The 21,176-nt window shown below is 70.0% G+C and carries 19 protein-coding genes; 11 read left to right on the top strand and 8 right to left on the bottom strand.

The window, feature by feature from the left end:
* Positions 1 to 135: 135 nt before the first annotated feature.
* A complete protein-coding gene (locus AC0699_RS37445; RefSeq protein ID WP_478670140.1) occupies positions 136 to 1,281 on the bottom strand; it encodes a cystathionine gamma-synthase in 1,146 nt (381 codons plus the stop codon).
* A gap of 60 nt (positions 1,282 to 1,341) precedes the next feature.
* On the opposite strand from AC0699_RS37445, the gene AC0699_RS37450 reads away from it, so the two are divergent.
* From AC0699_RS37450 to AC0699_RS37460, 3 genes are all read left to right on the top strand, one after another.
* Positions 1,342 to 2,448, top strand: a complete 1,107-nt coding sequence (locus tag AC0699_RS37450; protein ID WP_478670143.1) for a hypothetical protein — start codon at positions 1,342 to 1,344, stop codon at positions 2,446 to 2,448.
* 208 nt (positions 2,449 to 2,656) lie between these two features.
* Positions 2,657 to 3,364: a peptide-methionine (S)-S-oxide reductase MsrA gene (gene msrA / locus AC0699_RS37455; RefSeq protein WP_478670146.1), complete on the top strand. Its 708-nt coding sequence runs from the start codon at positions 2,657 to 2,659 to the stop codon at positions 3,362 to 3,364.
* A 70-nt stretch (positions 3,365 to 3,434) separates the two neighbouring features.
* Positions 3,435 to 4,541 carry a serine hydrolase domain-containing protein gene (locus AC0699_RS37460; RefSeq protein ID WP_478670149.1) on the top strand — a complete coding sequence of 369 codons (1,107 nt, stop codon included), beginning with the start codon at positions 3,435 to 3,437 and terminating at the stop codon, positions 4,539 to 4,541.
* Positions 4,542 to 4,739: 198 nt separating this feature from the next.
* On the opposite strand, the gene msrA (AC0699_RS37465) is transcribed toward AC0699_RS37460, so the two are convergent.
* Entirely contained in the window at positions 4,740 to 5,252 is a 513-nt protein-coding gene (msrA, locus tag AC0699_RS37465) for a peptide-methionine (S)-S-oxide reductase MsrA (RefSeq protein WP_383237060.1), read from the bottom strand.
* A 488-nt stretch (positions 5,253 to 5,740) separates the two neighbouring features.
* Positions 5,741 to 6,028 carry an antibiotic biosynthesis monooxygenase gene (locus tag AC0699_RS37470; protein ID WP_478670154.1) on the bottom strand — a complete coding sequence of 96 codons (288 nt, stop codon included), beginning with the start codon at positions 6,026 to 6,028 and terminating at the stop codon, positions 5,741 to 5,743.
* Positions 6,029 to 6,125: 97 nt separating this feature from the next.
* Here AC0699_RS37470 and AC0699_RS37475 point away from each other — a divergent pair, with 97 nt between their 5' ends.
* Together AC0699_RS37475 and AC0699_RS37480 are read left to right on the top strand one after the other, a co-directional pair.
* Positions 6,126 to 6,698: a TetR/AcrR family transcriptional regulator gene (locus AC0699_RS37475; protein ID WP_478670157.1), complete on the top strand. Its 573-nt coding sequence runs from the start codon at positions 6,126 to 6,128 to the stop codon at positions 6,696 to 6,698.
* Between the two features lie 351 nt (positions 6,699 to 7,049).
* Positions 7,050 to 7,646, top strand: a complete 597-nt coding sequence (locus tag AC0699_RS37480) for a DUF4291 domain-containing protein (protein WP_478670161.1) — start codon at positions 7,050 to 7,052, stop codon at positions 7,644 to 7,646.
* Between the two features lie 163 nt (positions 7,647 to 7,809).
* Here AC0699_RS37480 and AC0699_RS37485 read toward each other — a convergent pair whose 3' ends face one another.
* The 3 genes from AC0699_RS37485 to AC0699_RS37495 all read right to left on the bottom strand — a co-directional run bounded on the left by AC0699_RS37485 (position 7,810) and on the right by AC0699_RS37495 (position 12,674).
* On the bottom strand, positions 7,810 to 10,542 hold the full coding sequence (locus tag AC0699_RS37485) for a tetratricopeptide repeat protein (RefSeq protein WP_478670164.1): 2,733 nt from the start codon (positions 10,540 to 10,542) through the stop codon (positions 7,810 to 7,812).
* Positions 10,543 to 10,803: 261 nt separating this feature from the next.
* Positions 10,804 to 11,907: a sensor histidine kinase gene (locus AC0699_RS37490; protein ID WP_478670170.1), complete on the bottom strand. Its 1,104-nt coding sequence runs from the start codon at positions 11,905 to 11,907 to the stop codon at positions 10,804 to 10,806.
* Positions 11,904 to 12,674, bottom strand: coding sequence for a response regulator (locus AC0699_RS37495; RefSeq protein WP_478670173.1), 771 nt, complete (start codon positions 12,672 to 12,674; stop codon positions 11,904 to 11,906). The genes AC0699_RS37490 and AC0699_RS37495 overlap by 4 nt, the downstream gene beginning before the upstream one ends.
* Before the next feature lie 187 nt (positions 12,675 to 12,861).
* Here AC0699_RS37495 and AC0699_RS37500 point away from each other — a divergent pair, with 187 nt between their 5' ends.
* From AC0699_RS37500 to AC0699_RS37520, 5 genes are all read left to right on the top strand, one after another.
* Complete coding sequence (locus AC0699_RS37500) at positions 12,862 to 14,289, top strand: DUF418 domain-containing protein (RefSeq protein ID WP_478670178.1); 1,428 nt, start codon at positions 12,862 to 12,864, stop codon at positions 14,287 to 14,289.
* Positions 14,222 to 14,968 carry a histidine phosphatase family protein gene (locus AC0699_RS37505; protein ID WP_478670183.1) on the top strand — a complete coding sequence of 249 codons (747 nt, stop codon included), beginning with the start codon at positions 14,222 to 14,224 and terminating at the stop codon, positions 14,966 to 14,968. Before AC0699_RS37500 ends, AC0699_RS37505 begins: the two co-directional genes overlap by 68 nt.
* Positions 14,969 to 15,466: 498 nt before the next feature.
* A complete protein-coding gene (locus AC0699_RS37510; RefSeq protein WP_478670186.1) occupies positions 15,467 to 16,027 on the top strand; it encodes a hypothetical protein in 561 nt (186 codons plus the stop codon).
* 134 nt (positions 16,028 to 16,161) lie between these two features.
* Entirely contained in the window at positions 16,162 to 17,868 is a 1,707-nt protein-coding gene (locus AC0699_RS37515; protein WP_478670191.1) for a right-handed parallel beta-helix repeat-containing protein, read from the top strand.
* Positions 17,865 to 18,272, top strand: a complete 408-nt coding sequence (locus AC0699_RS37520; protein WP_478670196.1) for a hypothetical protein — start codon at positions 17,865 to 17,867, stop codon at positions 18,270 to 18,272. Before AC0699_RS37515 ends, AC0699_RS37520 begins: the two co-directional genes overlap by 4 nt.
* Positions 18,273 to 18,414: 142 nt before the next feature.
* Here AC0699_RS37520 and AC0699_RS37525 read toward each other — a convergent pair whose 3' ends face one another.
* On the bottom strand, positions 18,415 to 18,798 hold the full coding sequence (locus tag AC0699_RS37525) for a DUF1330 domain-containing protein (protein WP_478670200.1): 384 nt from the start codon (positions 18,796 to 18,798) through the stop codon (positions 18,415 to 18,417).
* Between the two features lie 101 nt (positions 18,799 to 18,899).
* A complete protein-coding gene (locus AC0699_RS37530; protein WP_478670206.1) occupies positions 18,900 to 19,952 on the bottom strand; it encodes an NAD(P)-dependent alcohol dehydrogenase in 1,053 nt (350 codons plus the stop codon).
* Between the two features lie 144 nt (positions 19,953 to 20,096).
* Here AC0699_RS37530 and AC0699_RS37535 point away from each other — a divergent pair, with 144 nt between their 5' ends.
* Positions 20,097 to 20,963 (top strand): helix-turn-helix transcriptional regulator, encoded by an 867-nt coding sequence (locus AC0699_RS37535; protein WP_478670210.1) that lies wholly within the window; start codon positions 20,097 to 20,099, stop codon positions 20,961 to 20,963.
* Positions 20,964 to 21,176: the final 213 nt, after the last annotated feature.

Genomic DNA, 21,176 nt, shown 5'->3' on the forward strand with positions numbered 1-21,176 from the left:
GGGAGGTGGGGGGGGATGGCTACGGACGGGGGGGAATAGATCAGGGTGGGCGCAGGTCTGCCCTGGATGGGGGGGGGGGGGGGTGGGGGGGGGCGGGGGGGGCGCCCCCCCCCCCCCCCCCCCGGGCCCTCGCGGTCAGCCCAGCGCCTGCTGGAGATCCGCCAGCAGATCGTCCGCCGCCTCGATCCCGACCGACAGCCGCACCAGGTCCGCCGGAACCTCCAGCGCCGAGCCCGCCACGGAGGCGTGCGTCATCCTGCCCGGGTGCTCGATCAGGGACTCGACGCCGCCCAGGGACTCACCGAGGGTGAAGAGCTTCGCGCGGTTGCAGACCTCGACCGCCGCCTCCTCGCCTCCCTGGACCTGGAACGACACCATGCCGCCGAAACGCTTCATCTGCTTGGCCGCGGTCTCATGGCCCGGGTGCTCCTCGAGCCCCGGGTAGAGGACGCGCGTCACCTTCGGGTGCTTCGTCAGCATCTCCGCGACGCGCTCGGCGTTGTCGCTGTGGCGGTCCATACGGACCGGCAGCGTCTTGATCCCGCGCAGCACGATCCACGAGTCGAACGGCCCGGCGACCGCGCCCATCGCGTTCTGGTGGTACGCCAGTTCCTCGCCGAGCCCGGCGTCCGCGGTGATCAGCGCGCCGCCGACGACGTCCGAGTGACCGCCCATGTACTTCGTCAGCGAGTGCACGACGATGTCCGCGCCGAGCGCGAGGGGCTGCTGGAGGTAGGGGCTGGCGAAGGTGTTGTCGACGACGAGCTTCGCCCCGGCCGTACGGGCGATGTCCGCGACGGCGGCGATGTCGGTGATGCCGAGCAGCGGGTTCGACGGGGTCTCGACCCAGATCACCTTCGTACGGTCGGTGAGTGCCGCCCGTACCGAAGCGGGGTCGGAGGTGTCGGCGACGGAGTACTCCACACCCCACCGCTGGACGACCTTGGCGAAGAGCCGGAACGTGCCGCCGTACGCGTCGTTGGGGATCACCACGTGGTCCCCGGGTGTCAGCAGCGTACGGAGCAGGCAGTCCTCGGCGGCGAGGCCGGAGGCGAAGGCGAGGCCACGGCGGCCGCCCTCGAGCGCCGCGAGGTTCTCCTCGAGCGCGGTACGGGTGGGGTTGGCGCTGCGGCTGTACTCGTAGCCGCCACGCAGTCCGCCCACGCCGTCCTGCTTGTAAGTGGACACCTGGTAGATGGGCGGGACGACCGCGCCGGTCAGCGGGTCGGCGGTGTTGCCCGCGTGGATCGCGATGGTCTCGAAGCTGTGCTGATCGCTCATGTGCCCCGAGGGTAGTCCCCGGCCGGTACTCGTCCTCGTGCCGTCCGGGACAATGGCCGTATGGAGATTCTCTGGTTCCTGATCGCAATGGGTCTGCTGGCCGCGGCGATCGGCCCGTATGTGATGCGCCGCCGTAACGCCGTCCGGCAGGTCGCGCCCGGATCACCGGACGCCGCCGACCCTTCCGCGTACGGATTCGTCCGCCAGGAGTTTCTCGATCTGCGGCTGCCCGGGCCCGACCAGGACCTCATCGACGTGCTCGACCTCGTGCAGCGCACCCAGGACTGGCGGGCCGCGTCCCAGCTGCTCGCCGGCACCGGCAAGGAGGGCGAGCTGCGCTGGCAGCGCGTGCAGGCGTTCGCGGGCGCGGCATCGCTCGAACTGCAGCAGCAGCCCGGCAGCGGCGGTTCGTGGCTGCGCACCTGGCGTGCGGAGTCCCCGAAGGACGCGGGCGGCGCGGCCGTGCACGCCGAGTTCCTGGTGCAGCAGGCCTGGCGGTCCTCCGGCGGCTCCGGGAGCGACGACTTCCGGATCATCCTGGAGGAGGCCCGTACGGTCTGCGCGGAGGCGGCGCTGCTGGCCCCCGGCGACCCCGTCCCGTACATCGTCGAACTGGCCGCGGCCCGCGGACTCGGCTACTCCCACGAGGAGTTCGACCAGCTCTGGGCCAAGGTGATCGACCGCGCCCCCACGCACATGGGCGCACACCTCGCGGCCCTGCACTACTGGTGCGAGAAGTGGCACGGCTCGCGGGAGGAGGCGGACCACTTCGCGACCACCGCCGCGGCCCGCGCCCCGCAGGGCTCGCTGCTCGCGGCGCTGCCGCTGTTCGCGGTCTTCGAGCATCTGCCCGAGGTCAATCTCGTGTCCGGCTTCTACCAGAGCGCGGTGGTCACCAGGGCGGTGGAGGGCGCACTGCACGCGACGCAGACCGCCGCGGCCGACGACCCGGTACTCCCGCACGTCCGCCATCTGCTGGTCTTCTTCCTGGTCCAGTCGGAACGCTGGGCCGAGGCCATGTACCAGCTGGTACGGGTCGACGGCCATGTCGGCGCCCTGCCCTGGACCCACGGCGGCGACCCGGCGGAGGCCTACGCCGTGTACCGGGCGATGGCGGTGGCGGGCTACGAGGCGAACGGGGGAAGCCCGGCGACGCTGCTCAGCTGAGCGGCCGTGGGAGCGCGGCGGTCCAGCCGTACGGTGCGTTCCGGGGCCTCCCGATCAGAGGTGCGCGGCAGGTGAGGCAGGTGTGAGGCCGTGCGAGGCCGGGTGGGGGGCGTGGGGGCCTGCCGCCGCCGGTGTGGACCGGGCCCGGGGGAATCTCCCGGGCCCGGCGTGCGTTCTGTCGTACGCATCGAGTCCAGGAGGAGCCCGCATGTTCCTGTCCCGCCGCGTACCCGAGCTGCCCACCCGTGACCAGGCCCTGCGCGGCCGCGAAACCCCCGAGTTCGAGCTCCCCGCCCGCCACACGGTCCTCGGCAACCCCCTCCTCGGCCCGTACCCCGAGGGCCTGCAGATCGCCGACTTCGGCCTGGGCTGTTTCTGGGGCGCGGAGCGCAAGTTCTGGCAGACGCCCGGTGTCTGGACGACCCTCGTCGGCTACCAGGGCGGCCACACCCCGAACCCGACGTACGAAGAGGTCTGCTCCGGGCTGACCGCCCACACCGAGGCCGTCCGCGTCGTCTTCGACCCCTACGTCGTCTCGTACGCCCGGCTCCTCAAGGTCTTCTGGGAGTCCCACAACCCGACCCAGGGCTTCCGCCAGGGCAACGACGTCGGCACCCAGTACCGCTCGGCGATCCACACCCACAGCCCCGAACAGGCCGCCACCGCGGAGTCCTCGCGCAACGCCTACCAGAAGGTCCTGACCGCCTCCGGCCACGGCACGATCACCACGGAGATCCTCCCGGCGGAGGGCCGCACGTTCTACGCGGCGGAGCCGGACCACCAGCAGTACCTCGACAAGAACCCGGCGGGGTACTGCGGGACCGGCGGGACGGGCGTCAAGCTGAACACCCCGTTCGAGACGAACTGGGGGGCCTCGTGCCCGACCGGCATCGCCCCTGCGCCCGGAAGCCACTGAGGGATAGTCGCCCTGGCGGGCCGGGAAATTCAGTTGCCTGGCGTGACCCCGAGCTGGCTAGATTCTCCGCATGGCGGACATTCAGGGCTCATACGATGATCTGTTCACTGCCGTGCCCAGCGCGCTGGCGGCATTGCTGGACGAGGGAGACGCCGGTGGCTCGGTGGCCGTCTTCGTGGATGGCCGGCCGGTGGTGGACGTCTGGGGCGGATACACCGACGCCGACCGTACGACGCCGTGGCAGCGCGACACGATCGTCAACGTCTGGTCCGTCACCAAGACGATGACCGCGCTGTGCGCGCTGGTTCTCGCCGACCGTGGCGAACTCGACCTGGCCGCGCCGGTCGCCCGGAACTGGCCGGAGTTCGCCGCGGCGGGCAAAGAGAAGGTACAGGTACGCCACCTGCTCGCGCACACGGCCGGCCTGCCCGACTGGGACGGGCCGGTGGCGGAGCTGTACGACTGGACGTCCGCCACGGCACGACTGGCCGCGCAGACTCCGCAATGGGAGCCGGGCAGCGAGGCCGGATACCACTCGCTCACCCAGGGATTCCTCGTGGGCGAGGTCGTACGCCGCATCACCGGCCGGACCCTGGGCGCGTTCTTCGCCGACGAGGTCGCCGGCCCGCTGGGCGCGGACTTCCACATCGGCCTGCCCGCCGAGCACGACCACCGGGTGGCGCTCACGATCCCGCCACAGTCCCGGGACGACGACTACGCCGCGAGTGCCCCCGCCCGCGGCGCGACTCCCGCCGCCGGGACCCCGATACGGGTCCACGACGGGAACAGCGTGGCCTGGCGCCGTGCGCAGATCCCTGCGGCGAACGGGCTCGGCAACGCCCGCTCGGTCGCCCTCGTCCAGTCCGTGCTGGCCTGCGGAGGATCGGTGCGGGGGGCGCGGCTGCTGTCGCAGGCGGGTTGTGACCGCGCCCGGGAGGAGCAGTTCGACGGCGATGACCGCGTCCTGGGCATGCCGATGCGCTGGGGTCTGGGCTACGGACTCTTCGGCAACACCTACGGGTGGGGCGGTTGGGGCGGCTCACTGGTCATGATCGATCCTGACGCCCGTATGGCAGTGGCGTACGTGACACATCAGATGCGCGAACCGGCGGACGACAATCGGGGATTGGAGATCGTCACGGCCGCGTATGACGGGCTCGCGGGTCTGCGCTCCTGATCCCACGGTTCACAGGGCGTCACAGGCTCGGCGGGACGGGTCAGGCCAGGTGGCCTGTCCCCGACTGTGTCCCGCTTGTGTCCTGATGCCCGCACTCTTCGCCGAGAGCGGCGCACCGCCGCGCCCGCAGAGGCAAGCGCGGCCCGGCTGCGGAGCCTCTGTCAGTCAGCCTCCGCCTTCCGCCGGGCCGCCTCGCGGTCAGCCCTCAGCGCGGGCGGGCAGCCGCCATCCCGGGCGCGGGAAGTGGCAGGTGTAGCCGTCCGGGTAACGCTGCAGGTAATCCTGATGCTCGGGCTCGGCCTCCCAGAAGGGGCCGACCGGCTCTACCTCGGTCACGACCTTGCCCGGCCACAGGCCGGAGGCATCCACATCCGCGATCGTGTCCTCGGCGATCCGCTTCTGCTCGTCATCCACGTAGTAGATCGCCGAGCGGTAGCTGAGGCCGATGTCGTTGCCCTGGCGGTTCTTTGTGCTCGGGTCGTGGATCTGGAAGAAGAACTCCAGGATCGCGCGGTAGTCAGTCTTCGCCGGGTCGAAAAGGATCTCAATGGCCTCCGCGTGCGTGCCATGGTTACGGTACGTCGCGTTCGGCACGTCACCCCCGGTGTATCCCACCCGGGTCGCCGTCACGCCCGGAAGTCGGCGGATGAGCTCCTCCATCCCCCAGAAGCATCCGCCCGCCAGCACAGCCCTCTGCGTCTGCGCAGCCATTGCTGCCCTCCAATATCTTTCAGCTCGCTCACTCGGGCTACTCGGCTCGCACACCACCGGCATCCCCTGCCCGCCCTCCTCAACGCGCGAGGGGTCCAGTCGATTCCGTGCCCGTCCGACCGGCCCTGCGGTCGCCGACCACCTGCCACGTCGAGAAGCGCACCGACCTGTCGCCCACCCCGACGCCGACAACCAAGACCGCTTAGGCCCTGTCCGGGCGATCTTGTCGGGGCCGCGACGACAGCTACGGCACCTCGCTGCGTTGTCGGAGTCGCCCAAGTACGTCCAGTACGAGGGCGATCCTCCGCCTTGCGATGCACCGCATCTGACGCCGCGGCCTGTTCCTCGAAGATCGCCCGGACAGGGCCTAGCCGTTGCCGCAGCTCGACCCGCTGCCCAGACGTCAACTCCACCGTCGTGATCCTCGGCGTCAGCGCCACTTGCGCCAAGACGCCTATCCCAACGGAGAGTTGACCTCACCGAGATCGTCAGCGCGACACAAGGAAGTGGACCTTTCGGGGCCTGACCTCCAGGTCGCTCAAGCCGTCGGGCGTCGCGCCCATCTCGCGAGCGACGTCAGCCGCCGCCAGGAATGCCTCCTCGGACTCGAAAGCGCCGGTGGTGACGACGGCGTCGCCGTCCGGCGTGACCCAGACTCCGACGGACAGAAAGCCCGGCTGCCGCCGCGTCGCCTCGGCGACCTGGTGGCACTCGCCGACGAACTCCTCGACGTGCTCGGCGGCCGGGTAGTGGAAGGCAACGAAACCGAATGACATGACGTGTCCCCTCGGGTTATACGATGCCGTACAAGGCGAGGCTAGACCTGTTGTACGCGTCCGTACAACAGGTCTGACTGGGTGAGGTGGGTCATAGATGGGCGCATTGCGCACACCGCGCGAGAAGTGGGTCGAGGAGGGGCTTCGGGCGCTGGCCGCAGGCGGGGTGGACGCGGTGCGGGTCGAGGCGCTCGCCAAGGCGCTGGGGGTGACCAAGGGGGGCTTCTACGGCTACTTCGCCGACCGTGACGCACTGCTGACCGAGATGCTGGACGCCTGGGAGCGCGAGAGCGTGGACGACGTGGTGGACCGGGTCGAGCGGGAGGGCGGCGACGCACGGAACAAGGTCCGCCTGGCCGGACAGCTCACCTTCTCCAGCGACCGCCTGCTCCCCATCGACCTGGCCATCCGCGAATGGGCCCGCCGTGACCCCACCGTCGCCGACCGCCTGCGCCGCGTGGACAACAAGCGCATGCAGCTGGCCCGCGACGCGATCGGCACCTTCTGCGCCGACCCCGACGAAATCGAGGCTCGCGCCCTGCTCGCCTTCTGCGCGGCCATCGGCAGTCACTTCCTCGCCGCCGACCACCCCGGCCGCACTCGCGCCCCGGTCATCGCCCGCGCCGCCGACATCATCCTCGACGTCCCGCATGGCGCCCCTGGTGCGTGATCCCTTCCCAGGCCCCTGACAGTCGTAGTGAACGGCAGTCGAAGATCAGTGGCCGCCTGAACCGGCCGACCCCACGCTGTGCGCCATGGAAGCCGCAACGCAGGGTCCGTGCGGCCTACTCGGAATCCACGATCACCGTCTACCAGGCGTACTCCACTTCACCCGTCATCCGCCCCCTGCTCTCCCTCGCACAGCGCCACCAGGCACGGGCCCAAGCACCAGAACGACGCGGCACCCGGCCCGATGGTTCACGAAGGCGCGGGGCCCGGAGGCCGGCCCCGGCAGCACCGCCGCCGCACCCGCACGCAAAACCACTGGCAGCCCGCGCCGGCGACCCCGCACGCTTGGCGCATGCAAGACGTACCCGCCCGCCAGATCCGCGCCGCGCACACCGACACCACTATCACCGTCTACCAGGCCTACGCCCCCCGCCTAGGGCAACCGGCCGCCCGTGACGGACGGTTCCCGCCCGACTGGAAGCGGGAGCGAATGACGTGGATCAAGCCGTCGTTCCTGTGGATGATGTACCGCTGCGGCTGGGGCGCCAAGGCAGGGCAGGAGACCGTTCTGGCTGTCGAGATCACCCGCGACGGCTTCGAGTGGGCGCTGCGCCAGGCGTGTCTGTCGAGCTACGCCCGCGGGCTCCACCCCGACCGCGCAACCTGGCAGCGTCAGTTGAAGCGCGCGCCCACCCGCGTGCAGTGGGACCCCGAGCGGGACCTGCACCTGCAACCCCTGCCGTACCGGTCCCTGCAACTCGGCCTCTCCGGTGAGGCCGCACGGCGCTACGCGGACGAGTGGACGGTCGCCATCCGCGACGTGACCCCACTCGCCCACGAGATCTCAGCCCTCGTGAGCAGCGGGGACCTGGCCTCCGCCGCCCGACTGCTGCCCCAGGAACGTCCATATCCCGCTGGAGACGAGCTTCTTGCCCACCTGCGCGGATGACGGGCGGCTCCACCCGACAGCCGGCTCCGGCCCATGGACCCGATCACGACCTGGCCCGAGCCCCGCTGCCAGGAGCGGCGCTGAGCGAGCTCTCAGCGGGTCACCATCACACTCCAGGAAAACCTGCCGGGCACGGGCCGACAGCGATCCATTGGGGGCCCGGTCATGTGTTCTGGTCTGCTGCGACGTTCAGTCGTTCTTGCAGGACTTGCATCCGGGGCGAGTTGAGGGTCAGGGCTTCCTGTAGGTTCTTCAGGTCGCTGATTGCTTCAACGATGCGTGATTTCCTCGGAGTGCACGCCAGGAAAAGATCGAGCTCTTCGGTCGCCTTGTCCCATTCACTGGTGGCGCAGTAGACAACCACGAGGTTTCCGCGCGCGTGCACCAGCCCTTGCCCTGCGGCGGACGCCTTTCGGGAGAAGATCTCTGCAGCGCATTGCAGGTGGTGGCGCTCTTCAGGTCGGCCCATCAGCTGGAGCGCGATGGCATATCTCAGATGGAACCAGCCGTTGTCCGGTTTGTGTTCAATAGCGCGGGCAAGATCGGCGAGGGCATCGTCATAGCGGCCCATGGATCGATACGTGTCTCCGCGCCTGCAGAAACTCCAAGCGTCTTGGGGGTTCAGCTCAAGGGCCCGGCTGAAGTCGGCGAGTGCCTCGCTGAAGCGGCCCATGGCTTGGTATATGTCGCCGCGGCGGAAGTAGTACCAGCCGTCGTCCGGGTCAGCCTCAACAGCACCGTTGAGGTCGGCGAGGGCGGCATCGTAGTGCCCCAGGCGACCGTAGATCTCTCCGCGGCTCGCCCTGGGCCACACATAGTTGGGGTTGAGTTCGAGGGCACGGGTGAGGTCGGTAAGTGCCTCGTCGTAGCGGCCCATGACGCGGTAGGTTTCCCCGCGACCGGCGATCGGCCAGGCACGGTGGGGACTGAGTTCAACGGCTCGGTCGTAATCAGCCAGGGCGTCATCGTCGCGTCCCATGAGGAGGTAGGTGAATCCGCGACCCGTAACGCTCTCTGTGTCACATGGGGCGATGTCGAGGGCTCGGTTGAACGAAGCAAGGGCCTGCCCATAGCGCCCTGCCAGCCGCTGGGTCTCGCCGATGCCGCAGTGGGCGCGATACAAGTCGGGGGCTAAGGCCAGAGCGATGGCATAGCCCTCAAGGGCGTCGTCGTACTTCCCCGCTGCGCGGCGTTCGTTGGCTCGGAGCGTGTAGGCCAGTGCACGACCAGCGGTGGGAAGCTCTGGTGCGGCAATCAACTGAGTGAGAACACCAGTGGTGCCGGGCGCCTCGTCGGATCCTGCGCACGACGTGTTGATCAGCCGTCCCCATTCCGTGAGTGCAGGGCTGTCTGCGTCGTGCCCGGCTTGTAGCAATGCCTGGGCCCAACGCCGTACTACGGCAACTCCGTGCTCGCACGCCAGGACGATCTCGCGGAGTGAGCCAGGCAGTGCCTGAGCGGGATGGGCGCACAAGCGGTGGTACATCTCATTGAGTTTGTGTTCCCGCCACACAGCATTGCCCCAGTGTGCGCTGGAGGGCACGACGTCTTCCTCCGCCCGACAGCGCTGGTGGTAAACGTTGGCGAGATGGTTCTGTTGTTGCTGCCAGCGTGCGGGGGACTGGGTGCGGTACAGGCGGATCATGGAGGCGCGGACCACGTCGTGGAAGCGGGAACGACCAGGCGGGCCGGTAACGAAGGGCAGGCTTCGCAGCCACCCGTATTGATCAGCCAACGCCTCGGGAACCATGGCACGGTAGATGTCCTCGTCCAGGTGCAGGGGCAGGGAACAAGATCGGGCGATGTCCTGCAGCTGTGGGTCGGCTGTCCATTTCAGGAACCGCTCGACCGCAGTGCCGGACGGATCATTGATCTCGCCGACATCCTGGGGACGATTCTGCGCGAGTGTGTCGACCAGTACCGGCAGCCGGCCCGTCAGATGCAGGACGACTTGGACGACGTTCTCGCTGACTACGCCTCGGGCGGCCAGCAACCGCCGGGCCTCTTCGTCGGTGAACACGTCGAGGGGAACCTCGGTCACCAGGTCCAGGCAGTCTCCCCAGCAGCGGGCATCGAGACTGCCCTGTCCGGACAGCACGGCCAGGACGTTGTTGGGCAGTTCCCCGTACTCATTGTCGACCAGGACTTCACGCAGCCACTCGTTGAGCATCGGTCCGGTCTGCTCCAGGACATCCACGAACAGCACCAGCCAGGGACGCCGCTCGGCTGCCTGCGCCAGATCTGCAAGGAAGGCCGGTATCAGCACACGCAGCGGGGACAGCACCAGTTGGACATCACTGTGGCTGCGGAACCGAGCACTGAGTGAGGTACGTAACCGGTCTGCGCCTCGCGCCAGTTGCTGCGGATCGATGGCGCCGGCCACCGCCCCCATCCCCGGCAACAACCCCAGTCCGGCCAATGAAGCCTGGGCTGCCACGATGCTGGACGTTGTCGGAGCAGGGAGAGACCCCGACTCCGCATCACCTGGCCCTGGGGCGCCCGCTACCGCTTCTGCTTCATGACATCGCTGGTGGTAGAGGGCCAACTGCTTCTCGAACGCCTTGAATGCCAAGCCCTGCCGGGCGAACTGGAGACAGATCGCTTCCATCGCCTCAATGACACTGTGTACTTCATCATCGAGATAAGCGGTCGCAGCGCCCCGTTCGCGTGCCACGATGTCCCACTGCCTTACCAGCGATGACTTCCCCACCCCAGCTTGGCCGTGCACGTGGAACAGGTACTGGAACGCGTCATCCTCAGGATCGCGGGCCAAGTTCTCCCGGAAGGCGGCCAGCTCGCTGCTACGGCCGACAAAACTGCTCCGTCGGCGCCGACGGTTGAGCTCCGCACGCGACGGTCGCATCGCTGGCACCCCCATAACCCCGGCCTTCAGCATGAGCGGTTGCACACGGCTGCGGAAGAGGCTCCACAGGTGCCGGCGCACAGCGACGCGAGCAACGCCTGGTGCAGTGCTCCATCGGGCAGGCCGCCGTGCACCGGGCCGTAGCGGACCGCCCTGGTGCGGTCAGCGCACCGGGCCGTCGCCCGTAGCGGCTGCACTGCCGGAGGTGTCCTCGGCATCACGCCGGAGGACCTCCTCGAGGCGTGGGCCTGACGCACCCGGTCGCCGGCCTGGCCGACGGCCCGGCGTATCCGGTCACGACGTGCCCTCGACCGGAAGCTCCAGGCGAAGTTCGTAGCCGCCGTCGGCCGTCGGGCCGACGCTGACGGTGCCGCCGAGGAGCGCGGCGCGCTGGCGCAGGCTGACCAGGCCGTAGTGGGCACTGGGCAGCGGGAGGGAGGGGCGGGTCGGTGCAGTGTTGGTGACCGTGACACGGACGACGTCGCCCGCGTGGCGGATGTGAACCGTCGCGGTGGCGCCGGGGGCGTGTTTGCGTACGTTGGTCAGCGCTTCCTGGACGGTGCGGTATATGGCGCGCTGGACGGTGGGCGGAAGGCCGTCGGGCAGGTCCGTGCGCAGTTCGGCATCGATGCCGCTGCTGCTGACCAGCTGCTGGAGGTCGACCAGGGACGGCTGCGGGGTCAGCTCTGTGGGACGGCCCCCGGAGGCGCGCAGGACGCTGACCATGTGCCGAAGTTCGTCCAGGGTCTGGACGCTCAGCCGCCGGATCGTGGCTGCGGCCTCCTTGACCTCGGCGTCCTGGGTGCCGACCTGGAGCGCTCCGGCGCGTACCGCGATCAGGCTGACCTGGTGGGAGACCACGTCGTGCATCTCCCGGGCGAGCTGCGCGCGGTCCTTGGCCAGTACGGCCTGGGCGGTCAGCAGCCGCTCGTGGTCACGCGCCTCGGAGATCTCGGCGAGCCGCAGCGACAGATCACGCCGGGCCTGGACGAGCTGGCCGAGGAAGACGGGGGCAGCCGCCGTCGCCGCCGTATAGCCCAGAGTGATCAAGGTCGAGGTGTCCGACAGGTCGAAGGCCGGTGACGGCCACGAGGTGATGCCGCTGATCGTGAACGCGAGGGCGCAGACGGCCAGCAGGATGCGGCGGCGCGTGAGTGTGGCGAGCGTGTACAGCGCGGCCAGCGCGGCGACGATCGCATCGGAGAACAGGACGGCGGGCAGCGTGAGCAGGAAGGTGAGCAGCGGCAGCCGGCGGCGCAGAAGAAGAGCGAAGGCAGCGGCCGTGGCGCACGCCATCCGTAGCCGCTCGTCGGCGTCGAAGTGGACCCAGACGTCGAGCAGCGAGGCTGCGACGAGAGCGGCGTCCAGCAGCGGGGCGGGCAGGCGGCGGGGGGTCATTCCTCCTCCTGGTCCGGAGGCCGCTCCTGATCCCGGGGCCGGCCGTGATCCCGGGGACGATCCTCCCGAGGCGGCTCCCCGTCCCGGGGCCGCTCAGGCTCCCGCGGCCGCTCCGGCTCCCGCGCCGGTTTGAGGAGGCCGGCCCGTTCGGCGAGCAGGGCGGCCTGGACCCGGCCGCCCACCTCCAGCTTGGTGAGAATGGCGCTCACATGGTCCTTGACCGTCCCGGTGCTCAGATTCATCCGGGTGGCGATGTCGCTGTTGGACAGGCCCTCGGCGATGAGGACGAGTACGGCGCGTTCGCGCTCGGTCAGCCGGTCGAGGCTGCGGGCGGCGGATTCCTGGCAGCCGCCGTCCAGGTAGCCGTCCACGACCGTCCGGGTGACCTTGGACGACAGTACGGTGCCGCCGTCGGCGAGGGTCCGCACCAGGAACGGCAGTTCCTCCGGGTCGGTGTCCTTGAGCAGGAAGCCGGCGGCACCCGAGCGCAGTGCTGCCACCACGTACTCGTCCATGTCGAATGTCGTGAGCATGGCCACCACCGGAGGGCGCGGCAGCCGACGGAGACTGGCCAGGACGGTGAGTCCGTCCACGTCCGGCATCCGGATGTCCAGGAGTACGACGTCGGGCAGTACCTCCTGCGCCGTCCGGACCGCCAGGCCGCCCGGAACCGTCGCCACGACCTCGATGTCGTCCGCCGCGTCGAGGATGTGCTGGAAGCCCGTACGGATAAGGGCCTCGTCATCGACCACCAGTACCCGGATCACGTGTGCTCCACTCGCCTTCGGACCACCGTCGGACCACTGTCCGATTCGTACCACGCCGAGGCTCGCCCCGCCGGTGCCGGACACCGGATCCGGCCGGGCGGCGGGACCTCGCCAGCCGGTCGGCGGGGGTGGTTCCGGACACGTGCAGGATGGTTGAACCCGGCAGCCGCCCCGGACCCTGGAGCACATGAGGCACGACGTCCTGCCGGCCGTGCCGTCCCAGGGATCCGCGGTCGGCGCGAGCCGCCCTTCCCGTGCGTCGTCGACAGGACGAATCATCGGGATCGACCTGGCGCGCGGTCTGGCGATCCTGGGCATGTTCGCGGCCCACGTCGGCCCCGACCCGTCGGTGGGCGGCCCACTGGGCTGGGTGATGGAGCTGGCGCGCGGCCGGTCCTCTGCCCTGTTCGCTCTGCTCGCCGGCTTCACCTTGGTCCTTCTGACCGGCCGCCCGCAACCGCGGACCGGGCTCGCGGGGCAGCAGGCCGTGGCCCGTGTGCTGATCCGCTCCGCCGTCCTGATCGCCCTGGGGTACGCCCTGACCGCCCTGGGCACCGACGTCGACGTGATCCTCGCCTTCTACGGGCTGCTCTTCGTCCTCGCCCTTCCGCTGTACCGGCTGCGGGCCGGCACGCTGGCCGCCGTCGCCGCGTCGACCGCGCTCGTGCTGCCCCCTGTCCTGTATCTGCTTCGGATGGCGGTCGCCGACGGAAGCTGGGCCGATGCCGTCATCGCCTTCGATCCGCTGGCCCGGGTCACCGGCTCGAACGGGACCATCGAGCTGTTCATCACCGGCGAGTACCCGGTACTGACCTGGCTGTCCTTCGTCATCGCCGGAATGGCGGTGGCCAAGCTCGACCTCACCAGGCCCGGCGTACGCGCCAGGATGGCCCTGTCCGGCGGCGCGCTGGCCGTGCTCGGCTACGGAGGCTCGTGGCTGGCCCTACACCTGGTCCCGGGTGCGCTTGCCGCCGTGAACGCGGCCACGGACACCACGGCGGCGGCATCGGCCTGGTGGGCCGACGGCGTCGGTGAGGACCCCGCCACGGGCGTCCCCGCCTGGCTGCTGGTGGCCGGGCCGCACAGCCAGACGACGTGGTCGATTCTGGGCAACACGGGCGTCGGCCTGGTGGTCCTGGCCGCCTGCCTCGTCGCCACGGCCCCCGCGGCGCGCCTGCGGTGGGTGACCGCGCCGGTCGTCGCGGTCGGCTCGATCTCCCTGACCGCATACGTCGGCCACATCCTCGCCATCAAGGCCCTGGGTATCGGCGGCCCGCCGGGCTCTGCCGCCCTGCTGACCCTCCTCGGCTTCGCCGTGGTCGCCATGGCGGCGGCCCTTCTCTGGACCCGGGCCTTCCGGCGCGGACCACTGGAGTACCTGCTGCATGCCGCCACCACACCCGCCTGCCTGGTCGGCTCACCGGCGGCGGGCAACGAAACCCCCTCCTGGGCCCGGCCGGCAGCGTTGCCGCCTCCCCGGCCCCCGGAGATTTCGGCAGTCTCACAACCTTCCGGCGTCCTGCCGGTCCAGGAAGAAGGTCAGCCGTATGACTGTTCGCCTGACATTTCTGTGTGCCACCGCCGGGGACCTCACCAGGGATGCAGTCTTCGGTGACGTACCCGTGAGCGAGTTCGGCCTGCATGAGGCAGTGCATGAGGATCGCCGTGTTGCGGTGCATGAGGATCGCCGTGGGGTACTGCATCAGGACCGCCGTGGGGCACTGCCTGGGGCAGGGGCTGCCGGAACAGCGCTCCCCCCGTACTCGCGGGCCATCCGGGGGCCGTCGCTCCGTTGCGCGCGGACCGCTGACGCTCTCGGCGTGAAGTCGACGCCGGAGCCCGCGCTGCGCGACTTCGACTACAGCACGTGGAGCGGCCGCACGGTCGACGAAATCGCCACCACCGACCCGCACGGATTTGCCGCCTGGCTCACGGATCCGGATGCCACACCACACGGCGGCGAGTCCGTACGCCAGCTCTGCCGCCGGACCGCCGACTGGCTGAGCACCATGCCGCCCGACAGGGGCCGCGTCCTGGCCATCACCGAGCCGACCGTTGTACGGGCCTCGCTCATCCATGCTCTGTCCGCACCGGCAAAGGCCTTCTGGCATCTCGATGTGCCGCCCCTGACCGCGGTTTCCCTCACATTGCGCGACGGCCTCTGGAACGTGCGGCTCGGCCACGTCGCTCTCTGCAGCCGTCCCGGTCACGGCGGCAGCGACGAGCACATGGGCGCCGCGCGACTGTCCGAGAGGCGTGGGACCGTCCTGAAGGTGATGCCTGCCCCGGTGTGACGCGCCTGCGGACGTGGAAGGCGTCGTTGTCCGACGTGATGCACGGGCACGGCAGGACCTCCGGTTGCTCGCGCGTCTCGGGGCCCGAGGCGCATCGGAGAGACAGCGGCGCGGAGAGACAGCGGAGACAGCACTGGGGGGACAGCACTGGGTGGAGCATTCAGGACCGTATGCGGTGATGACGCCGAGGGCGACCGTGGCCCGGCATCCGGGTGAGGGCGTCAGCAGAGGGCTGTGGGCCCGGGCCCACAGCCCTCTGGCCCCGCCCGCTGGCACCACCCGCTGGTCACACCCACTGACCTCGCCCGCTGTCCTCGCCCGGGCAGGCCGGACGCGCCTGACGGAACGCCGAGCGTGCACCGGACACGAGGCGCGGGTGGCCGACTGACCTGGCCGTTCACTCGAAGCGATCACCCTGGTTGCAGTCGGTTGCGGCGGCTCTGACGGTGAGTGCGGGGATTCGATCGAACCCCGCACTCACCATCAGAAGGAAGTGCCATGTCCCGCAGAGCGCTGTCCCGCGTCGTGGCCCCACCCATGTTGTCCGTCGCCCTGCTGCTCGGTGCCGCCGGTGCGGCGAGCGCCTTCGCCGCCGAGCCCGTCCCTCCGATGCAGGTCGATGCCATCGAGCCGCCCGACACGATGACGGACACCGACGAGTCCGAGACGGCCCCCGAGGGCCCGGGCCTCGTCGGCGACCTCCTGATCAGCTTCCTGAGCCTCCTGAACGGCTTCTTGGACGGCGCACGGGACGGCGCCACGGAGCTGCCCGCCGGGCTGCCGGACCTGTCGCGGCTGCTGGCCCTGTCGGACCCGCAGGATCCGGTGGGCAGCCCGGATCTCTCGGAGGTCCCGGACGTGGCGGCCGCCGCGGCCGTCGCGGAGACGCCGGAATCGATGGCCGACCCGGATCCGGTGGGCAGCCCGGATCTCTCGGAGGTCCCGGACGTCGCGGCCGCCGCAGCCGTCGCGGAGACGCCGGAATCGATGGCCGACGTGGAGCTCCCGGAGACCGCGACGCCACCGTCCCTGTCGGCGGCCGCCGCCCCCGCGGGGTGAGGCGCAGGGACGCGTCCTCCCGGCACTCCTCCACCCATGCGTACGTGATGGGCGTCCTTCCTTCATAGCCGCGCCGTTCAACTGCTCGGGTAATATCGGCAGTTCCCAGTGAGCGGCGCGGGGGGAAGCCGGGAATGGTCTCGAGGTACTTCGTCTCGCCGCACGGCGGTCGTCGTGCCTACCCCGACATCAGCTCGGCTCTCTCCGCCGCGGCCGGACGGGGCCGAGCGGCACTGATCGAGATCGCGCCCGGCCGCTACGAGGAGGCGCTCACCGTCCGGGGCGACGTCCAGTTGGCCGCCGTCGGCGACCCCGGCTCCGTGGTGGTGAGCAGGCCCCGTGGTGCCGTCCTCGACGCCTTCGGGTCGGTTCGTGTCCACGGCCTTGTGCTGATCGGCCGCGACTCCGATGTCGTCGGCTGCCACGCCGGAACGCTCACGCTCGAGCACTCGGAGATCCGGGCGCACAACGGCGTCAGCGTGCACGCGAGGCCGAACACCTCCGTGACACTGCGGGACAGCGTGATCCTGCATGGCCGGACCCTCTTCGCCGGGTCCGGCGGGCTCGTCGAACGATGCCGGTTCACCGACGCCGCCGACAATGCGGTCGCGGTGATCGAAGGCGCCCAGGTCCTCGTCCGGGACAGCAGAATCGAGGGCAGCCGGATCCATGGCGTGCGAGTCAGCGGGGCACGTGCCCAGGTCACCGGGTGCGAGCTGACCGGCACCGGACACGCGGCGATCATGGCGGACGCGCAGGCTCAGCTCACCGTGACCGGCTGCGCGATCAACTCCGTGCACGCAGACGGGATCGCGTTCACCGAGCAGTCCAGGGGATCCGTGGACGACACACGCGTCACCGATGCGCAACACGGGATCGCGGTGGTGAGTGGTGCCGCCCCGCTGGTGCGCGGCTGTACGTTCACCGAGTGCCGCGACACCGGCATCAACGTCACCACCTCGGGCAGTGGCAGGTTCGAGGACTGCGAGATCGTCGACGCTGGCAACGTCGCGGTGTTCGCGACCGAGGGTGGCGCTCCGGAGGTCCACGGCTGCCGCATCTCGCGAGGGAACGTCGGCATTGCGGTCACGGGCGCAGCCAGAGGCCGTTTCACCGGGGTCGAGATCGAGGATCTGACGAGTGTCGCACTGCGGGTCCTCGACGGGGCCAGGGCCACGTTCGAGCAAGTCCGCGTGGAGCGCAGCCCGTTTGGCGTGGACACCCAGGGCAACGCAGGCACCACGGCCGACATCACCGACTCGGAGTTTCATGACTTCGACATGACCGCGGTGGCCGTCGGCGGCCAGACGCGGGTCACGCTCAAAGGCGTGTCGGCGGAGCGCGGGTTGGTGGGATTCGGCGCCACCGAGGACGCTCAGCTGTTCGTACACGACTGTGACGTGAAAGCGGTGAGCGGCGGTGGGGTCATCGGGATGGGCAAGGCGAGGGTCGTTGCCAGGAACCTGACCGTGACCGGCTCGGACGCATTTGGTCTCGCTGGGAAGGACTCCGCCTACCTGGATGTCGCAGACAGCGAGTTCGCCGACTGCGCCCACGTGGGTGCCACCTTCCAAGACCTGAGCGCCGGGCGCCTCGTGGACTGCTCCGTGACCGGAACACGGGGTGTGGCCGTGCAGGACAACGGCCGCGTTGAACTGGTCTCTCTCCGTACGTCGCTACGGGTCGTCGAGGAGACCGCCGAGCCCGTCGAGCCCCCACCCACAATCGTCAACAACTACGACGGACCGGTGTTCAACGCCGGGGTCTCCGGCGTCCAACTGGCGTGGAACAACACCAACGCCATCCAGCACCAGACCAACGAGGACGGTTCCAGCACATGAACGACCCTCAGAACGTCAACAATTACGACGGGCCGGTGTTCAACGCCGGGGTCTCAGGAGCGCAGTTCGCCTGGAACAACGACACGGTCACCCAGAACCAGCAGACCAACAGCACGGTTGCCCCGGGCTTCGAGGCACTCGCCGAGCTGGTCACCGGCCTGCTCCGGCAGCTGCCCCAGGCCGGCCTCGCCGATCAGGACCGCGAGGACGCCGAGTCCGCGGCCAGAGAGGTCCTCGCGACGATCAGCCGGCCGGACGCCCCCGAGGAAGGCAGGCTCCGCCGCGCGCTCGCCGTGCTCAAGGGTTCACTTGCCCCGGTCGCGACCGGGGTGGCGGCCGGTACGGCGGTGGGGGCGCAGGAGTGGGCCCGGACGGCGATCGAGGGTTTGACCGGCATCGTCTGATCATCGGCGGCACCAATGGCGGCACCAACGGCCTCCGGCAGCACCGGGCCCCGGGTCACGGAGCAGGATTCCGCAGAGCCTCAGGGCCGGTCCGGTGGATCCTGCTGGGCTCGGTCCACCTGACCGGCCCGAGTGACCTGAGTCAGAGATCGGTCGACAGGCCCTGGGCCTGCGCCTGCGACGCCTGCGCGGCCCTCAGCTTCGCCGCGGTGTCCGCGGCGGCGTAACCCGGCGGTACGCCGTCGATCAGCAGGACGTCGCCCGCCATGTGCCGGGTGCGCAGCGGCAGCAGCTCCTGGTAGGCCGCGGAGTCGTACCAGCCGCGGGCGGCGTCCAGGGAAGGGAATTCGATGATGACGAGTGCACCCGGCCACTCTCCCTCGGGCACTTCGCGCTCGGGGGCTCCGTGCACGAGGAACCGTCCGCCGAAGGGGTCGAGCGTGGCCTGGATGCGCTCCATGTAGACGAAGACCTCGTCGTCGAGACGGGCCGCGGGATGCAGATTGCCTATCGCGTATGCGCTCATGATCCGATCGTGCCCGGACAGGTCCGCCCCGTCGATTACCTGCCGGGTAAGGCGGGCAGGGCAGGTGGGTCGGCCGGCCGGGGCGGGCACTGGCCGATCCGTCAGATCGTCGCGGTGTCGATCACGAACCGGTAGCGGACGTCGCTGCGCAGCACCCGCTCGTACGCCTCGTTGATCTGGTCCGCCCGGATCAGTTCGATCTCCGCGCCCAGCCCGTGCTCGGCGCAGAAGTCGAGCATCTCCTGGGTCTCGGGGAGTCCGCCGATCCCGGAGCCGGCGAGGGCCTTGCGGCCGCCGATCAGGGAGAAGACGTTCAGCGAAACGGGCTCCTCGGGGGCGCCCACGTTCACCATCGCCCCGTCGGTCTTCAGCAGCCCCAGGAACTTGTCCAGCGGCAGCGGCGCCGACACCGTGCTGATGATCAGGTCGAAGGTGCCTGCCAGGGCCTCGAAGGTCGCGTCGTCGCTGGTCGCGTGGTAGTGATGGGCGCCGAGTCGCACCCCGTCGTCCTTCTTCCGGAGCGACTGGGACAGCACGGTCACCTCGGCGCCGAGCGCGCTCGCGATCTTGACGCCCATGTGGCCGAGGCCGCCCAGGCCGACGATGGCCACCTTCTTGCCGGGGCCGGCGTTCCAGTGCCGCAGCGGCGAGTAGGTCGTGATGCCGGCGCACAGCAGCGGCGCGGCCACGTCCAGGGACAGCCCGTCGGGGATACGGACGGTGAAGTCCTCGTCCACGACGATGCGGGTGGAGTAGCCGCCGTAGGTCGGCTCACCGTTCTTGTCCAGGGCGTTGTACGTGAGGACACTGCCTCCCGTGCAGTACTGCTGGAGCCCGGCCTTGCAGTTGTCGCACTCGCGGCAGGAGTCGACGAGGCAGCCGACGCCGACGCGGTCGCCGACGGCGAACTTGGTCACGCCCGGGCCGACCTCGGTGACGATGCCGGCGATCTCGTGGCCGGGAACCATCGGGAAGATGCCCTCGCCCCAGCCGTTGCGGGCCTGGTGGATGTCGGAGTGGCAGATACCGGCGTACTTGATGTCGATCAGTACGTCGTTCTCGCGCAGCGCGCGGCGCTCGATGGTGGTGCGCTCCAGCGGAGCGTTCGCGGCGGGGGCCGCGTATGCGGGGACGGTGGTGGCATATGTGGTCATGTCTACGAGCGTGCCGCGATCTCCGCAGGTCACCCAGGCCTCTGTCGTACGTACGCCTGTCGTGGGTACGTCTGACGTGCCTACTACTGGCAGGGTCAGGCTCACCGTCGTGCGTCCGGGCGGGGGACCGGAATACTTGACGGTATGGACCAGCGTGCCGAACTCAGCGAATTCCTGCGTTCCCGGCGGGCCCGGCTGAAGCCCGCAGACGTCGGGCTACGCGATTTCGGCCGCCATCGCAGGGTGCCGGGGCTGCGCCGCGAGGAGCTGGCGCAGTTGGCCGGGGTCTCCGTCGCGTACTACACCCGGCTCGAACAGGGCAACGGGCAGAACGTGTCGACCGAGGTGCTCGACTCGATCGCCCGCGCGCTGCGCCTCTCCGACACCGAGCGCGACCATCTGACTCATCTCGCGAAGCCGAACCAGAAAAAGAAGAAGCGGGCGGCGCGCACGGGGCAGAGGCTGCGGCCGCAGCTTCAGATGCTGATCGACGCGATGGACGGGGTGCCCGCGTTCTTCGTCGGGCGACGGATGGACGTCCTGGGCTGGAACAGGATGGCGCGCGCCCTCCTCGGCGACTTCGCGGCGATGCCGCCGCACGAGCGGAACGTGGCCCGGCTGGTCTTCCTCGACCCGGGTGCGCGCGATCTCTACGTCGACTGGGAGGGCAAAGCGGTCGAGGTGGTGAGCGTGCTGCGGCTGTGTGCGGGTTGCTATCCCGACGATCCGGAGCTGTCGGCGCTGATCGGCGAGCTTTCGGTCAAGAGCGCCGAGTTCCGCACGCTGTGGGCGGCGCACACGGTGCAGGAGAAGGGCCATGGCACCAAGCGGCTGCATCACCGGCTCGTCGGTGACCTGACGCTGTCGTACGAGACGCTGAGGCTGCCCGACGACCACGATCTGGCGCTGGTGACGTATCACGCGGAGCCCGGGTCGGCGTCCGCGGAGTCGCTGGTGCTGCTGGCGCAGTGGGGGGTCGACGAGGTGACGACCGCCCCGGCGACGCACTGAGTGTCCCCGGTGCCGGCGGTACGCCACGCGCACCGGGCGTCCTCGGCGCACCGGACGGATGCCGTACGAGGGCGCCGGGCGGATGCCGTAAGACGACGCGGATGCCGTACGAGGACGACGGCGGGGGGGGGGGGGGGGGGGGGGGGGGGGGGGGGGGGGGGGGGGGGGGGGGGGGGGGGGGGGGGGGGGGGGGGGGGGGGGGGGGGGGGGGGG

It is taken from the genome of Streptomyces sp. NPDC043870 (genome assembly GCF_056435785.1).

What these genes read in the sequence shown, in the direction of transcription:
- AC0699_RS37445 (WP_478670140.1), bottom strand. Translation starts at nt 1,281, where the DNA reads ATGAGCGATCAGCACAGCTTCGAGACCATCGCGATCCACGCGGGCAAC.
- AC0699_RS37450 (WP_478670143.1), top strand. Translation starts at nt 1,342, where the DNA reads ATGGAGATTCTCTGGTTCCTGATCGCAATGGGTCTGCTGGCCGCGGCG.
- msrA (WP_478670146.1), top strand. Translation starts at nt 2,657, where the DNA reads ATGTTCCTGTCCCGCCGCGTACCCGAGCTGCCCACCCGTGACCAGGCC.
- AC0699_RS37460 (WP_478670149.1), top strand. Translation starts at nt 3,435, where the DNA reads ATGGCGGACATTCAGGGCTCATACGATGATCTGTTCACTGCCGTGCCC.
- msrA (WP_383237060.1), bottom strand. Translation starts at nt 5,252, where the DNA reads ATGGCTGCGCAGACGCAGAGGGCTGTGCTGGCGGGCGGATGCTTCTGG.
- AC0699_RS37470 (WP_478670154.1), bottom strand. Translation starts at nt 6,028, where the DNA reads ATGTCATTCGGTTTCGTTGCCTTCCACTACCCGGCCGCCGAGCACGTC.
- AC0699_RS37475 (WP_478670157.1), top strand. Translation starts at nt 6,126, where the DNA reads ATGGGCGCATTGCGCACACCGCGCGAGAAGTGGGTCGAGGAGGGGCTT.
- AC0699_RS37480 (WP_478670161.1), top strand. Translation starts at nt 7,050, where the DNA reads ATGCAAGACGTACCCGCCCGCCAGATCCGCGCCGCGCACACCGACACC.
- AC0699_RS37485 (WP_478670164.1), bottom strand. Translation starts at nt 10,542, where the DNA reads ATGCTGAAGGCCGGGGTTATGGGGGTGCCAGCGATGCGACCGTCGCGT.
- AC0699_RS37490 (WP_478670170.1), bottom strand. Translation starts at nt 11,907, where the DNA reads ATGACCCCCCGCCGCCTGCCCGCCCCGCTGCTGGACGCCGCTCTCGTC.
- AC0699_RS37500 (WP_478670178.1), top strand. Translation starts at nt 12,862, where the DNA reads ATGAGGCACGACGTCCTGCCGGCCGTGCCGTCCCAGGGATCCGCGGTC.
- AC0699_RS37505 (WP_478670183.1), top strand. Translation starts at nt 14,222, where the DNA reads ATGACTGTTCGCCTGACATTTCTGTGTGCCACCGCCGGGGACCTCACC.
- AC0699_RS37510 (WP_478670186.1), top strand. Translation starts at nt 15,467, where the DNA reads ATGTCCCGCAGAGCGCTGTCCCGCGTCGTGGCCCCACCCATGTTGTCC.
- AC0699_RS37515 (WP_478670191.1), top strand. Translation starts at nt 16,162, where the DNA reads ATGGTCTCGAGGTACTTCGTCTCGCCGCACGGCGGTCGTCGTGCCTAC.
- AC0699_RS37520 (WP_478670196.1), top strand. Translation starts at nt 17,865, where the DNA reads ATGAACGACCCTCAGAACGTCAACAATTACGACGGGCCGGTGTTCAAC.
- AC0699_RS37525 (WP_478670200.1), bottom strand. Translation starts at nt 18,798, where the DNA reads ATGAGCGCATACGCGATAGGCAATCTGCATCCCGCGGCCCGTCTCGAC.
- AC0699_RS37530 (WP_478670206.1), bottom strand. Translation starts at nt 19,952, where the DNA reads ATGACCACATATGCCACCACCGTCCCCGCATACGCGGCCCCCGCCGCG.
- AC0699_RS37535 (WP_478670210.1), top strand. Translation starts at nt 20,097, where the DNA reads ATGGACCAGCGTGCCGAACTCAGCGAATTCCTGCGTTCCCGGCGGGCC.